General features: G+C 35.0%; 13 protein-coding genes. 4 read left to right on the top strand and 9 right to left on the bottom strand.

Annotated elements, in window-relative coordinates:
- Window positions 1-6: 6 nt before the first annotated feature.
- Complete coding sequence (gene tsaE, locus CGC47_RS10475) at window positions 7-429, top strand: tRNA (adenosine(37)-N6)-threonylcarbamoyltransferase complex ATPase subunit type 1 TsaE (protein ID WP_095900322.1); 423 nt, start codon at window positions 7-9, stop codon at window positions 427-429.
- Window positions 430-432: 3 nt separating this feature from the next.
- On the opposite strand, the gene uvrB is transcribed toward tsaE, so the two are convergent.
- From uvrB to CGC47_RS10430, 8 genes are all read right to left on the bottom strand, one after another.
- Window positions 433-2,427, bottom strand: a complete 1,995-nt coding sequence (uvrB, locus tag CGC47_RS10470; RefSeq protein WP_042000398.1) for an excinuclease ABC subunit UvrB — start codon at window positions 2,425-2,427, stop codon at window positions 433-435.
- A gap of 82 nt (window positions 2,428-2,509) precedes the next feature.
- Window positions 2,510-3,298, bottom strand: coding sequence for an indole-3-glycerol phosphate synthase TrpC (locus CGC47_RS10465; RefSeq protein ID WP_042000396.1), 789 nt, complete (start codon window positions 3,296-3,298; stop codon window positions 2,510-2,512).
- 2 nt (window positions 3,299-3,300) lie between these two features.
- Entirely contained in the window at window positions 3,301-3,861 is a 561-nt protein-coding gene (locus CGC47_RS10460; RefSeq protein ID WP_013996969.1) for an anthranilate synthase component II, read from the bottom strand.
- A 289-nt stretch (window positions 3,862-4,150) separates the two neighbouring features.
- Window positions 4,151-4,450: a hypothetical protein gene (locus CGC47_RS10455; RefSeq protein WP_041998788.1), complete on the bottom strand. Its 300-nt coding sequence runs from the start codon at window positions 4,448-4,450 to the stop codon at window positions 4,151-4,153.
- 697 nt (window positions 4,451-5,147) lie between these two features.
- Window positions 5,148-5,870, bottom strand: coding sequence for a response regulator transcription factor (locus CGC47_RS10445; RefSeq protein ID WP_013996966.1), 723 nt, complete (start codon window positions 5,868-5,870; stop codon window positions 5,148-5,150).
- 50 nt (window positions 5,871-5,920) lie between these two features.
- Window positions 5,921-7,504: a sensor histidine kinase gene (locus CGC47_RS10440; RefSeq protein ID WP_172458719.1), complete on the bottom strand. Its 1,584-nt coding sequence runs from the start codon at window positions 7,502-7,504 to the stop codon at window positions 5,921-5,923.
- A gap of 78 nt (window positions 7,505-7,582) precedes the next feature.
- Complete coding sequence (gene coaE, locus CGC47_RS10435; protein ID WP_041998782.1) at window positions 7,583-8,167, bottom strand: dephospho-CoA kinase; 585 nt, start codon at window positions 8,165-8,167, stop codon at window positions 7,583-7,585.
- Window positions 8,164-9,102: a CdaR family protein gene (locus tag CGC47_RS10430; RefSeq protein ID WP_041998779.1), complete on the bottom strand. Its 939-nt coding sequence runs from the start codon at window positions 9,100-9,102 to the stop codon at window positions 8,164-8,166. Before CGC47_RS10430 ends, coaE begins: the two co-directional genes overlap by 4 nt.
- A 322-nt stretch (window positions 9,103-9,424) precedes the next feature.
- Here CGC47_RS10430 and CGC47_RS10425 point away from each other — a divergent pair, with 322 nt between their 5' ends.
- From CGC47_RS10425 to CGC47_RS10420, 3 genes are all read left to right on the top strand, one after another.
- A complete protein-coding gene (locus CGC47_RS10425) occupies window positions 9,425-11,569 on the top strand; it encodes a S46 family peptidase (RefSeq protein WP_370444589.1) in 2,145 nt (714 codons plus the stop codon).
- 118 nt (window positions 11,570-11,687) lie between these two features.
- Entirely contained in the window at window positions 11,688-12,158 is a 471-nt protein-coding gene (locus CGC47_RS10840) for a transposase (RefSeq protein WP_109862012.1), read from the top strand.
- A gap of 23 nt (window positions 12,159-12,181) precedes the next feature.
- Window positions 12,182-13,021: an IS3 family transposase gene (locus tag CGC47_RS10420; RefSeq protein ID WP_232779663.1), complete on the top strand. Its 840-nt coding sequence runs from the start codon at window positions 12,182-12,184 to the stop codon at window positions 13,019-13,021.
- A gap of 340 nt (window positions 13,022-13,361) precedes the next feature.
- On the opposite strand, the gene dnaN is transcribed toward CGC47_RS10420, so the two are convergent.
- Window positions 13,362-14,486 carry a DNA polymerase III subunit beta gene (gene dnaN / locus CGC47_RS10415; protein ID WP_013996872.1) on the bottom strand — a complete coding sequence of 375 codons (1,125 nt, stop codon included), beginning with the start codon at window positions 14,484-14,486 and terminating at the stop codon, window positions 13,362-13,364.
- Window positions 14,487-14,500 lie beyond the last annotated feature (14 nt).

The raw sequence follows: 14,500 nt of genomic DNA, 5'->3' as shown, positions 1-14,500 counted from the left end.
ATACAGATGCAAACTATCACATATACTTTAGAAAATATTGAGGAAACCGCTAAAAGATTACTCCCATTACTTTCCGAAAAAGTAGTTGTTTTTGAGGGAAGTATGGGAATGGGTAAAACCACGTTAATTAAAGCTTTGGTAGCTACCTTGGGTATTACGGATACTGTTGGAAGCCCTACTTATGGTTTAGTAAACGAATACGCCAACACACAACATACGGTTTATCATTTTGATTTTTACAGAATTACCAGTGAAGAAGAAGCTTTCGATATGGGAATAGAGGAGTATTTGTACTCTGGAAATTGGTGCTTTATCGAATGGGCAGAGCGCATCCCTTCCTATCTTCCTCAGACATATACAAAACTAATTATTGAGAAGACAGATGCTCTAACTCGGACCATAAAAATACTACATATCAGCAATCTATAAATTTCATTTTTCCAGTTTACTCTCCCACACTTTAATCTCGTCACGATATTGGGCAGCTTTGACAAAGTCTAGTTCTTTGGCGGCAGTTTCCATTAGTTTGCGAGTTTCTCGGATTTTTTTCTCAACTTCCTTTTGTGAAAGAAGTTCTGTTTGAACCTCTTTTTCCTTTTTGAATGAGGGGTCGTAATGAAATTCAGTAATTGGACTTTTGCTAAGCGTATTTTCGATTTTTTTATTTAATGGCTTGGGAGTGATTCCATTACGGAAATTGTAATTCATTTGTTTTTCACGCCGATAGTTGGTGTCATCAATGGTTACTTGCATACTTTGAGTAATTTTATCGGCATACATAATGGCTTTTCCGTTTACGTTTCGGGCAGCTCGTCCCACCGTTTGGGTCAGCGAACGTGTAGAACGCAAAAAGCCTTCTTTATCAGCATCTAAAATGGCAACAAGCGAAACTTCAGGTAAATCCAAACCTTCACGAAGCAGGTTTACGCCCACCAAAACATCGAACAATCCACGGCGTAAATCTTGCATAATTTCCACTCGTTCAAGGGTATCCACATCGCTGTGAATGTATCGGCAACGCACCCCAATTTTAGTCAAATATTTAGTAAGCTCTTCCGCCATTCGTTTGGTGAGAGTGGTTACCAAAACACGTTCGTCCTTTTCTACGCGGAGCTGAATTTCTTCTGCCAAATCGTCAATTTGGTTTTCACTCGGACGGATTTCGATTTCGGGGTCGAGCAATCCTGTCGGACGAATAATTTGCTCAACATAAACCCCTTGCGTTTTTTGAAGTTCATAATCGGCAGGTGTTGCACTTACGTAAATCACCTGATTTTGAAGGGCTTCGAATTCCTCAAATTTCAGCGGACGATTATCTAAAGCAGCGGGTAAACGAAAGCCGTATTCTACCAAATTTTCCTTTCGACTACGGTCGCCCCCATACATTGCGTGTACTTGCGGAATGGTTACGTGACTTTCGTCGATAACCATCAGAAAATCATCAGGAAAATAATCCAATAAGCAAAACGGACGTGAACCGGGCTCTCTTCCGTCCAAATAACGAGAATAATTTTCAATGCCCGAACAATATCCTAGCTCGCGAATCATCTCCAAATCGAAATTGGTGCGTTCTTCCAATCGTTTGGCTTCCAAATGCTTGCCGATTTCTTTAAAATATTCCACTTGTTTGGTCAAATCTTGCTGAATGTTCCAAATGGCTTTTTGTAACACGTCGGGCGAGGTTACGAACATATTGGCAGGATAGATATTCAAACTATCGTAACGTTCTAATACTTTGTTAGTTTGCGGGTCGAAAACCTCAATTTCTTCGATTTCATCTCCAAAGAAATGAATGCGGAAAGGCGTATCGGAATAGCCAGGGTAAACGTCCACTACATCGCCTTTCACTCGGAAATTTCCGTGAATGAAATCGGCAGTGGTTCGGGCATACAAACTTTGCACCAAACGATGCATAAATTTAGTTCGTGGAAGTACTTCGCCTCGCTTTATGGTGATTACATTCTTCTGAAATTCAATAGGATTTCCGATTCCATACAGACACGAAACGGAAGCCACAACCAACACATCACGTCGTCCTGAAAGCAAAGAAGAAGTAGCACTAAGCCGTAATTTTTCGATTTCTTCATTGATGGATAGGTCTTTTTCGATGTACGTTCCCGTAGTGGGAATGTAGGCTTCGGGTTGGTAATAATCGTAATACGATACGAAATATTCCACCGCATTGTTCGGAAAAAACGCTTTAAATTCGCTATATAATTGAGCAGCAAGGGTTTTGTTATGAGCCAAAACAAGAGTGGGGCGTTGTACATTCTGCACCACATTAGCTACAGTAAAGGTTTTCCCTGAGCCTGTCACACCGAGTAAAACCTGATATTTTTCCCCTTTTTCGATGCTTTGTGTGAGTTGCTTAATGGCTTGAGGTTGGTCGCCAGTAGGTTGAAAATCAGATTGTATAGAGAATTGCATAACTAAATTTACTTGTGAGGATTTGAAATGTAACGAAAGGCTAAGGTACGTATTGATTATCAAAAATCAAATCTCATCATTTTTAATTTGATGAAAGGTTGCTAATAAAAGTATTCACACTATAAAAAACGGCATCCGATTGTAAAAAAGGAAAATCCACTACACAACCCGAATATCCAATCTGCTTTAAATCAAGTATTTGTTTTGTGTTAAAAATTCCACCTTCTGCAATTTTTAAAGGAACCTCAGAGAGTTTGTCGTAAAAATAATTATATTTTTTAAAATCAACTTCTGAAGTAGAAAAACAACGACTACTTACCACCAAAACATCAAACGGACATAACAAGCATTTTTCAATATCTTGCATATCATTTATCTGTAAAAATACTTCCAAGCCTATGCGATGAGCTTCTTGAGTCAAATACTGAATTTGATCCAACTTTAAAATTGAAGCCATAAGCATTACAGCATCAGCTGCGTGAGCCTTACTTTCATAAATTTGATATACATCTACTATAAAATCATTACAAAGTAAAGGAAGTTGACAAGAGGCTTTTACCAACAACATATCATCAAGTGAGCCTCCAAAATACTTCGTATCGGTACATATTGAAATTCCCGCAAATCCTCCTTTTTCATAGGCTTGAGCTACCTCAAAAACATTCAAATGCAGATTTATTTCCGTTTGCCAAGGCGACCTACGATAAAATCCGCCAACAATTCCGTGAGAATTATTATTCAAAAATGTTGTAAAATAACGATTTGAAGTTTGGAATATAGGATTTTGCTCAAAAGCAGACATCGGTATTAGGCTTTTTTTCAAGGCTACTTCTTCAAATTTATGGACTAATAATCGGTCTAAAAGTGTCATATCTAATTTTCAAGCCAATTTTTAAGAATGGTTTTACCAAAAGAAGTCATTACCGACTCAGGATGATATTGTACCCCACGAACGTCATATATTTTATGCCTAAGCGACATAATATATCCATTTTCATCTACGGCAGTTGCCTCTAAAGAAGGAGGTAGCGGATTTTTCACCACCCAAGAGTGGTAACGTCCTACCTCAAAAACATTAGGTACACCATTATAGATAAAATCATTCGCCACAATAGTTATGGGAGTTGCCTTGCCGTGATACACCTGCTTTAAATTTTCAAGAGTTCCGCCAAAAACTTCTCCTATAGCCTGTTGCCCCAAACAAACCCCAAAAATACTTTTGATAGGAGCATACATTTCAATGAGTTTTTTCATTTTTCCAGCCTGATCAGGAATCCCAGGACCTGGCGACAACAATATCTTATGAAACTGATTTACCTCATCGAAAGTAAAAGCATCGTTCCTTTTAACGATTACCTCAACTCCCAATGCTTCCAAATAATGAACTAAATTAAAAACAAAGCTATCGTAATTATCAATAACCAAAACTTTCATATCCTCTCCTTTTTTATCAAATACGAACCTCTATTTTTTTTTTAGGTTTTTCGTTAGTTTATCTTTAAAATCAATACCATAGAATTGAAAAACTTAAATTCCATTATTAAATGTAATTTTGGGTATCATTTTTCTCTCTTTTTTGGAGTTAGCCCAAAGAAAAAAGAGATATAATCCGAAAGACCAAATGTACCAAAATTCAAAATCAAATATACATTTTTTGAGGATTTTATTATCAAGATCAAAAACATTGATAATTAGAGACATAAAGCAATTTTAATATCAATTTTTAAAACTTAATAGGATTTTGCATTGTGTCCATTCTTTCGATTAAAGCTCGTCCTAATTTTTCTTTTATTTTTTTCGGAGTCATCGTTTCTGAAAGCCGTAAATTCTCATTAGAGAATGTGAATACAAACGATGATTTTTCTTTTGGATCGCTTTTATAAACAATATAAGGTAGTTGATTTGATGGTATATCTTTATCCACTACCCAATTTGGAGAGCTTGCTCTTGAAAGTAATACCGCTATTTTATTTTTTTCATCATATATTCCTAAAACTATAATCCGCAAAACCAAATGTACCAAAATTCAAAATGAAATGTACATTTTTTGAGGATTTCATCATCAAGCACAAAGGGTACCTCATAATAGTAGTTACGGCAAATTATATGGTAATTTCGGGCTTTTTAAATGGTAATTAAATGGTAGTTAATAGTAATTATTGCACATTTGGTTTTGGTTGCATTTTCGGGCTTTTTTTGCTGTAACTCCCTTATTTTTAGAGCTTTTTCAGGCTTTTTTTGTTAGTGTTTTTTGTACATTACATTTTAACCCCCATAAAACTCTATCGCTTTCTTTAAATGTTTTCGATATATTTACAGAATCTGTTTTGACATAAAGGATACAGTAGTATCCAAAGTCCTCAGGGACATCTACTTTAAAAACTTGTCCAGATATATAAAACTCCGTATTTTCTCTGTAAATTCGATATGTTTCATTATTCTGTATGCTTTTTTTTATACTTATATAAAATTCACTACCAATAATAAAAATCATACTGAGCATAATCAATGTTCCTAAAAAAAACAAACTTTCTCATAATCAATATGATATTACAAATTTTATATCAATTTTTGATATTTCTCATTGGGTTAGTTAAACTCTAAAACTTAATCAGATTTTGGATTATAACCATATTTTCTGATGAAAATTAAAAAGAGTTACAAAGCATTGAACCTCGTAACTCTTTTATTTTAAAGCGATTTGTCAAAATAATGATTTTCTAAATGTATTCATCTTCTCGATTAGTAATCAGTCGGAAACCTTCTCCGTGAATGTTTACGATTTCCACTCGTTCATCATCTTTAAGGTATTTCCTTAATTTCGCAATATAAACGTCCATACTTCTGGAAGTGAAATAATTATCATCTTTCCAAATTTTATTAAGAGCCAAATCACGAGGCATCAAGTCGTTTTCGTGTAAAGCTAAAAGACGCAAAAGCTCATTTTCTTTGGGTGAAAGTTTGATAGGCTCTTCATCTTTATATTTCAAAAAACGAAGTTTGGAATTCAAGAAGAAATCCCCTATTTCAAATTCAAATTTTTTACTATCGGCTATGGTTTCAACATTTTTTCGTTGTAGCATAGAACGTATTTTCATCAGTAGAATTTCGGAGTCAAAAGGTTTATTCAAATAATCATCAGCACCTACTTTGTATCCTTTAAGTACATCCTCACGCATTGTTCTTGCCGTTAGGAAAATGATTGGAATTTTTTCATTCTTCTCACGAATTTCTTTAGCCAGAGTAAAGCCGTCCTTGTAAGGCATCATAACATCTAAGATGCACAAATCGAAAGGTTCTTTACGAAAGCGCTCAAAGCCCTCCATACCATTTTTAGCAAGGGCAACATCAAAACCGCTCATTACCAAGTAGTCTTTAAGGACTGTTCCAAAGTTTGGGTCATCCTCTACTAATAAAATTTTTTTACTGACCGTTGTATCCATATAAACCTAATTTTAATTGTTATTCGTATTTTTCATTTTGTTTTACTTCACTAAATTACAGGCATTTTTATGATAAATGAGCTTCCTTTGCCTTTTTCACTTTCAGCATAAACCATTCCGTTGTGGTTTTTTACAATGCTTTTAACGTAAGCCAAGCCCAAACCGTGTCCTTTTACATTATGTAAATCGCCTGTATGCTCTCGATAGAATTTATCGAAAACTTTTTTAAGAACGGCTTTGCTCATTCCTTGCCCCTTATCTTGAATACGTATAATGATTTGATTATTCACGTTTTGAGTGTAAATATCAATTTCTGGGGCGTTAGGCGAATACTTTATGGCATTTTCCATAATATTAACCAACACATTGGTAAAATGAGACTCATTTGCCGAAATATCCGAATTTTCAGCCTCTAAATGCGTACGTATATTGCCTTGACGATCTTCAATCATCAAATGTACGTGTGCAATTGCGTTTTCAATCAAATCGTGAGCGTCTAAAGGCTCTTTTTCTATGTTGAGTTCGCCTTTTTCAAGTTTCGAAATTTGGAGGATATTCTCCACGTGTGAGTGCATCCGTTTGTTTTCGTCACGCAACATATAGACATATCGGAGTACTTTTTCTGGGTCATTCAAATTCATCGGATTTTTAAGTGTGTCCAAAACCAAATTGATTACAGCTATTGGGGTTTTGAACTCGTGAGTCATATTATTGATAAAATCCGTTTTAATTTGAGAAATTTTACGTTGTGTAATTAGTTGATTTACTGTAATAGAAAATGTTACAATGATAATTACGGTAAAAACGATAGACAGCGAAGCAATTCCGATAACTGATGACAATAAAAACTGTTCTCTTTCAGGAAAAATCACTGACAATTCATATACAGGCTCGCCCATATTGTCAAAAAACAAAGGCATTTTATACTCTTTCTTCTCATTGAAATTAAAATATTTTGAACGAACATTTGAAAGAATTCCTTTGCGGTAGATGGCATACTCAAAATCAATATCCAATTTCCGAAGCAATAATTCTTGACGTATTAACAAATCCAACTGCAAAGGCGTGATGCGGTCGTTAATGGGTTTAAGGTCAATAGTGCTACGGAACATTTCCTCAATGGCAATTTTGTCCAATGCTGAGAGCCTCCCTATTTTTTCAAACATTCCTACCGAAGGGTGCATTTGATTGTCCATAGCTACGCCTCCTTCCCAAGTATTCTGCATTGATTGCTTGCTGGTGTAGTTTTTAATGGTAGTGGAATCAGCTCCGTCGAAGCCCGTAAAACTCTTTGATGGAACGGAATAATCTTCCTCTAAAATGCCGTGTTTGTAAATGAACGTTTCTTTAGTGTTTTTGTTTTCCTGCACGAACATAAATTCGTGCCATTGAGAGCCTTTGAGCGTGAATAAACTGTCTTTTTCTTTGAGTTCAGCAATACCTAAGGCAAAACGATTGATTTCGTGCTGCTCCAAAACTGTGGTAACATTGCTCAGTGCCTGACGCACACTATGCGAAAAAGCCTCCTCTTTATCCTCAATGGCAGTCTTAATCCAATACCCTTGAATCAGAACAATCCCCACTAAGGCGAAACTCATTAAGATGATTAATATGATAAATAATTTCCTATTCACTATACAAAACTAATGCAAAAAAGAATTAGCTGTTAATTTTTTAACTTTAAATTAACTATTTGATTAAATAAATTACGTTTACTGAACTTTTTTCATTAAATTATGATGTATTTCTTTTGCTTTTAACGTTGCTTCACTTATGTTTTTATTCAAAATAATAAAATCGGATAACGCTCGGCGTTGGCTATCGCTCCATTGATTTTTTATCCGTGACTCAACCCACTCCCTTGTACATCCCTCTCGTTGTATTACGCGTTCAATACGCTCTTGTTCAGGAGCTTCAATAGCGATAATAGAATCACAATGTCGATAAAGACCGCTTTCAAAAAGAATGGCAGACTCTATCAAAACGTAAGGTGCCTTTTGATTAGCTTTCCAATCTTGGAAATGTCGGGCTACCGCAGGATGTACTATTGCATTGAGTTTCGATAACAAACCCTTGTCTTTAAACACAATTTCAGCGATGTATTTGCGATTATATTTTCCTTGCGTGTAGGCGACTTCTCCAAATAATGCTTTAATTTGACCAATAACTTCTTTGTCGCTCTCAACGATTTTATGAGCTTGATTATCAGATAAAAAAACAGGAATACCGAAGCCTTCAAAAACTTTGGCAATTGTTGTTTTTCCGCTACCGATTCCTCCTGTTAAACCCACAATCATAGTTTACGAATTAAAAAATCGACTTTATTTTCCTTTAAAAAGCTAAATTTTATACCTTTTATTTCGGTTTTCACTTTTAAATATAGTGAAGAACCTTGCTCATTTTTGTTTTCATAATCCGCCTCAACACGCACGTTAGCTGGGTTCAATTCCTTTAAGGTTTCAAAATTTCCTACGCAAAGTACACTCACTTGGGTTGGAAAAACTTTAACCTGTGTGTTTTCTGGGGCATTTATCACATAAATAGGCACTTGTAAAATGCGTTCACTTACTTTCTCTACAATGGTTTTAACTTTAACTTTTGGTGTTAAGTAATGTACAGAATCCGAATTTTTTAGCGTAAAACTTTGCTCAAATGTTTCGTTTATACTCTTTTTCTTATGAATCTGTAAATTGATTTGAGTAATAGTATCTAACACTGATTTGACACCTGTAACTAGCACCGAATCAGGCTGAAGTTGAAATTCGCGCAGTTGAAATTCCTTTTCAAAATTCAATTGAGAATGAACTTGTACTGGAATCTTTTTAGTAAAACGTGGTTCAAGAGTAAGGAAAATGCTATCGGAATACGTGCTCTGGATTTTAAACTCCGAAAGATATTTTGATTTTAACTTTCCTCCAATATTTTCTGTGAGTTGATAGGCGTTTTTGCCAATTTTTTTCAAATCTTGAAAATTAAGAATTTCGGTAACTTTTTTATTCTGAAAATTTAGTAGTGAAAAACCTGTTCCCTCCGCTAATAATTTTATATGATTGGATTGATTATCAATTAAAAACAAATCATCTGGAACGTTGGTAACATTTATAGCAACGGTTAGCTCTTTCCGAGTTGTTTTTGAAAGCTTTGCCAAAACCCACAACGACAAGGCTACCATAAAACAAATGGTAAAACGCAGTGTTTTTTTATTTAGAAAAAATACCTTTATTCGTTGCATCAATGCTATCTTTTACTTTTTAGTTACATCTTAAACAAACTTGATTACAAATTTTACAAGAATAACATTCTTTAATTCGCTTTCAAAATTAACATTATATTTTGAAATAAAAAAGTGTTTTTGTGAAAATGTAGTCAAAAAGAACCTCAAAATCGTTTCTTAACAGAAAAAAAATAGCGAAAAATATTGCTTTAACTTTTGTTTTGCGTTTGATTTTAAAGTTTAAATGTTAAAAAAAACATAAAACAACTTTGTTCTTTTGAATGAAAACTTAAATACGCGTATTTTTAGCCGCAATAATAAAATAACAATTTAATTTTTAATGATGAAAAAGATTTTTACACTCATTATGACGTTCTTTGTTGGATTACCAATAATGCGTGCCGACGAAGGAATGTGGTTTTTGATGTTTGTTGAGCGTCTCAATCAGCGAGATATGCAAAAAATGGGACTTCAACTCACTGCCCAAGAAATTTACAGTATCAATAAAAACAGTTTAAAAGATGCCATCGTGCAATTTAATGGCGGTTGTACAGCAAGTATCATCTCCAGAGATGGTTTGGTACTTACCAATCACCACTGCGGTTATGGGCAAATTGCGGAGGTATCTTCTCCCGAAAATAACTACCTACGTGACGGATTTTGGGCTGCAACGCATAAAGACGAAATCAAACCTCAGTCGCTTTTTGTGCGTTTCTTTGTGCGTATGGATAATGTAACGGAGCGTATGCTTGGTGTGGTAAACGACCAAATGACAGAAAAAGAACGCGAAGCTGCGCTAAACAGAGAAATGGCGAAAATTCAAAAAGAGAATGACGGAGGTGGAAAATACGTAGTTTCCGTGCGTCCTTTCTTCCAAGGCAGTGAATATTATTACTTTGTTTATCAAGATTTTAAAGATGTTCGATTGGTAGGTACCCCAACCGAAAGCATCGGGAAATTCGGTGGAGATACTGACAATTGGGAATGGCCTCGCCAAACTGGTGATTTTTCTCTATTCCGTGTATATACCGACAAAAACGGAAATGCAGCAGAATATTCACCTGAAAACATTCCTTTAAGGACTGAAAATTATTTAAAAATCAACATCGGAGGAGTTAAAGAAAATGATTTTGCAATGATTTTGGGCTATCCTGGGCGTACTAACCGTTGGGTTCCTTCGTTTTGGGTGGATCAAAATGTAAAATATGCTTATCCGGCTTGGGTTGAAGCCTCAAAAACAGCAATGGATGCTATGAAACCGTTTATGGATGCCGACCCTGCCATCCGCTTAATGTATGCTTCTAAATATGCTCAAATTGCCAATTATTGGAAAAACAGACAAGGTATGATAGAGGCACTCACAGCACATAAAACCGCCGAAACCAAACGCAAATACGAGAAAAAGTTTGCTAAGTGGGCCAATAGAAAGAAAAATCGTGACCAATATGCACAGGTTTTACCCACTATGCAGAATTATTTTGAGAAAACGAATCAATATTCGGCAGACCGAAATTATCTGATGTCTCTATTACGTGCTACTAATTTTGCTACTGTACCCAATACCATTGCTTTACAATTGCAACGCTTAGAGCAACTCCCCAAAGAGCAACAAACAGCCCTACTTGAACGCTTCAAAAACCTCAGTGCTATTTATGACGAAATGCATATCCCTACGGAAAAAGCCATTTTAACAGATGGACTTACATTGTATGCATCAAAAGCAGCAAATGTATCGCAGTATGTAAAACAAATTTACACTGATTATCAAGGTGATTTCAAAAAATTTGTAGAAGAAGCCTTTGGAAAAAGTATTTTTGCTTCCAAAGAAAAGTATATCCAATTTTTGGAAAATCCTGATGCAAAAATATTGGAAAACGACCCGCTTACACAACTTTCTAAGGCGTTAATGACTGCATACAACCAGAAATCAGAAAGCATTACTTCACTTGAAGATGGCTATCAAAAAGCATATCGTAAATTTGTTCAAGGAATGCGTAAATCTGGGGTAAGTCGTATTCAATACCCCGACGCCAACTCTACATTACGATTGACTTACGGTACAGTTAAAGCCCTGCCCAATGACGAACGTAATGCAGATGCAAGCATTAACAACTATACTACTTTCAAGTCAATGGTTGCCAAATATAAACCTAATGACCCCGAATTCGATATGCCTAAACGTATGGTCGAGATGTACGAAAAAAATGATTTTGGAAGATATTTGGATAAAGACGGAACAATGCACGTTAATTTCCTTACCAATAACGATATTACGGGCGGAAATTCAGGTTCGCCGGTAATGAATGGAAAAGGAGAACTTATCGGTTTGGCTTTTGATGGTAACATTGAAGCGATGGCTGGAGACGTTATTTTTGATGCGAAACTACAACGTACCATCAACGTAGATATTCGTTATGTGCTTTGGGTAATTGATAAATTTTCTGGAGCCAAACATATTGTTGATGAAATGACTTTGGTAGAATAGTCATCTTATCAAAAATATATTTTAGTCTGAAAAAAACGGCTTGTTTTAAAAAAAACAAGCCGTTTTTTATATTCTTATTGTCTTATCCTGAAATATCGATACAAAAAAAATCGTTATTATGGATAAATATGTAAAACGCACTCAACGAGATTACAGTATGAGTTTTAAACTCAATATTGTAAAAGAGATTGAATCAGGCAGCTTATCGACCTGTGGTGCCTGTAAAAAATATGGCATTCAGTCACGAAGTACAGTTATGAATTGGTTGAGAAAATTTGGTAACTTTGACTGGGAAAATCAAACCCCATCAAATATGCCTAAATCACCAGAACAAAGGATAATGGAGCTTGAAGCAGAAGTAAAACTCCTAAAAAAACAAAAAGCACTGCTCGAAAGACAAGCCTATGTATCGGATAAGAAATCAATTATTTTCGATATGATGATTGACCTTGCCCAACAAGAATATCAAATTGATATACGAAATGTGAAACATTCAGTGAGTCCTATTGAAAAAAATAAAATACACGAACTAAAAAACTCACCCCCCGAACTATCGAAACTTTCCGAGAAAAAGAACAAGAAACAGTAAGTTTTGCCTGTCAGCTGTTCGGGGTGGATAGACAGGTTTATTATCGCAATTTAAAGCGTAGAGATACGCGTAAAAACAACGCAAAACAAGTAGTGGCAATGGTAGCAGAAATAAGAAAACACAGTCCCAAAATGGGCGGAAGAAAACTTTATTCTCTTTTAAAAGAGGAATTGAAAATGTTAAAAATAGGTAGAGATAAATTTTTTAATATACTAAGAGCTAATCATTTACTTATTATTCCTAAAAGAAGTTATCATAAAACGACCAACTCGTTACATCGTTTTAGGAAACACACTAATTTGATAAAAGATTATCAAGTAAAAGCTCCTAACCGACTTTGGGTAGCAGACATTACTTACTTGGGTAACAGAGAAAATCCTGCTTATTTGAGTTTGATTACAGATGCTTATTCGAAGAAAATTGTAGGCTATGATGTGTCGGACTCTTTGGCTAGTACTTCCAGTTTAAAAGCCTTAAAATCCGCTTTGAAAAAGGAAAAAATAGAGGAATTAATTCATCATTCAGATAGAGGGTTGCAATATTGTTCAGATGATTATCAAAAGGTTTTAAATCAGTATAATATCCGATGTAGTATGACTCAAGAGTCTGATCCTTACGAGAATGCGATTGCGGAAAGAATCAATGGAATTTTGAAACAAGAGTATGATATTGACAAATTTAATGTAAATTTGCAATGTAGAAAGAAGTTGGTAGCTGATGTGATTAAAATATACAACGAAAAGAGACCTCATTTTTCGAATCATTTTTTAACCCCAAAACAGATGCATACCCAACAGGAATTAGTTCCTAAATTGTATAAAAGAAAAAGTGATACAGTTGGTAAGACTGTACCACTTGATTAATAATTTTTTAGTTGTTTAATCCTGTATCATTTTTTCAGGACGAGACATATTTATATTCCACTTAGCTTTAACATTAAGATTATTAAGCTAATAGAACACCTTTTAAGTTGAAAACTCTCGCCCCACTTTATTGTTCCACTCAAACAAAGGATGGGGCAATGGAGCCAAAGCTGGGGGGGGATAGGTATGTAAATTTTAAAGTACATCCTATACTTCGGTCTAATAAGAGTAATGTAATAATTACCAACTATTTTTTTCAGTACATTACCTTTTTTAAAAAATAAAAAAATCCCTGACAAAAATCAGAGATTTTATAATGAATTAGCTTAAAATTTTAATTTTATATATTGTTGTTAAGCATAATAGGCATTGCCAACATAAGCACTTTTTCACCAGGGTCTAATCCATCAATGGGGGTTAAAATCCCAGCCCGATTTGGCATTGACATTTCAAGCATTACCTCATCGGCATCTAAATTATTAAGCATTTCTACCAAAAATCTAGAATTAAAGCCGATTTCCATATCATCACCCTGATAATCACACGTTAATCGTTCTTCTGCCTTATTGCTATAATCTACATCTTCTGCCGAAATTTGTAGGTCAGCCCCAGCAATTTTAAGTCGGATTTGGTGTGTCGTTTTATTTGAGAATATCGCTACCCGACGTGCCGAACTTAAAAATTGTGTACGATTAATAGTAAGTTTATTCGGATTTTCTTTCGGAATAACAGCATCATAATTTGGGTATTTTCCATCTATCAAACGACAGATAAACTCCATATTATCGAACGAAAACTTTGCATTACTTTCGTTATATTCAATAGTTACTTCGCTTTCACTTCCTGCTAAAATTCCTTTCAAGAGGTTCAAAGGTTTTTTAGGCATAATAAATTCCGAAGTTTCGTTAGCTTTAATGTCTGAACGGTGATATTTGACTAATTTATGCGCATCTGTACCTACGAAAGTTAATCCTTCAGTGCTAAATTCGAAGAAAATTCCGCTCATTACTGGGCGTAAATCATCGTTTCCTACAGCGAAAATGGTTTTTTGTATGGCTGTCGCCAAAACATCACCCAAAATGCTTACCTTGTTAGCCTCAGGCAAATTTACAGGGCTCGGAAATTCTTCACCATTCAAATACGCTAAGGAATATTTACCGTGTGTAGAACTAATTTCAATAGTGTTGTTGTCTTTAACGATAAAAGTCAAAGGTTGTTCCGCAAAAGTTTTAAGGATATCCACCAATAATTTGGCAGGAACAGCTATGCTTCCTTCACTGTCAGATTCTACTTCCAAAACTCCTCTTACAGTGGTTTCTAAATCTGAAGCTGAAATGGTTAAAGCGTTGGTAGTCAATTCAAACAAAAAATTGTCAAGAATCGGCATTGTGTTACTATTATTGATAACCCCACCGATGACTTGTAATTTTTTTAGTAATAACGAACTTGATACAATAAACTTCATCTTATTTATGCGTG

It is taken from the genome of Capnocytophaga canimorsus, assembly GCF_002302565.1.
GTDB classification, from domain to species: Bacteria; Bacteroidota; Bacteroidia; order Flavobacteriales; family Flavobacteriaceae; genus Capnocytophaga; species Capnocytophaga canimorsus.
Note: the sequence above shows the minus strand (reverse complement) of the source record. Positions and strands in the feature narration are given on the sequence as shown.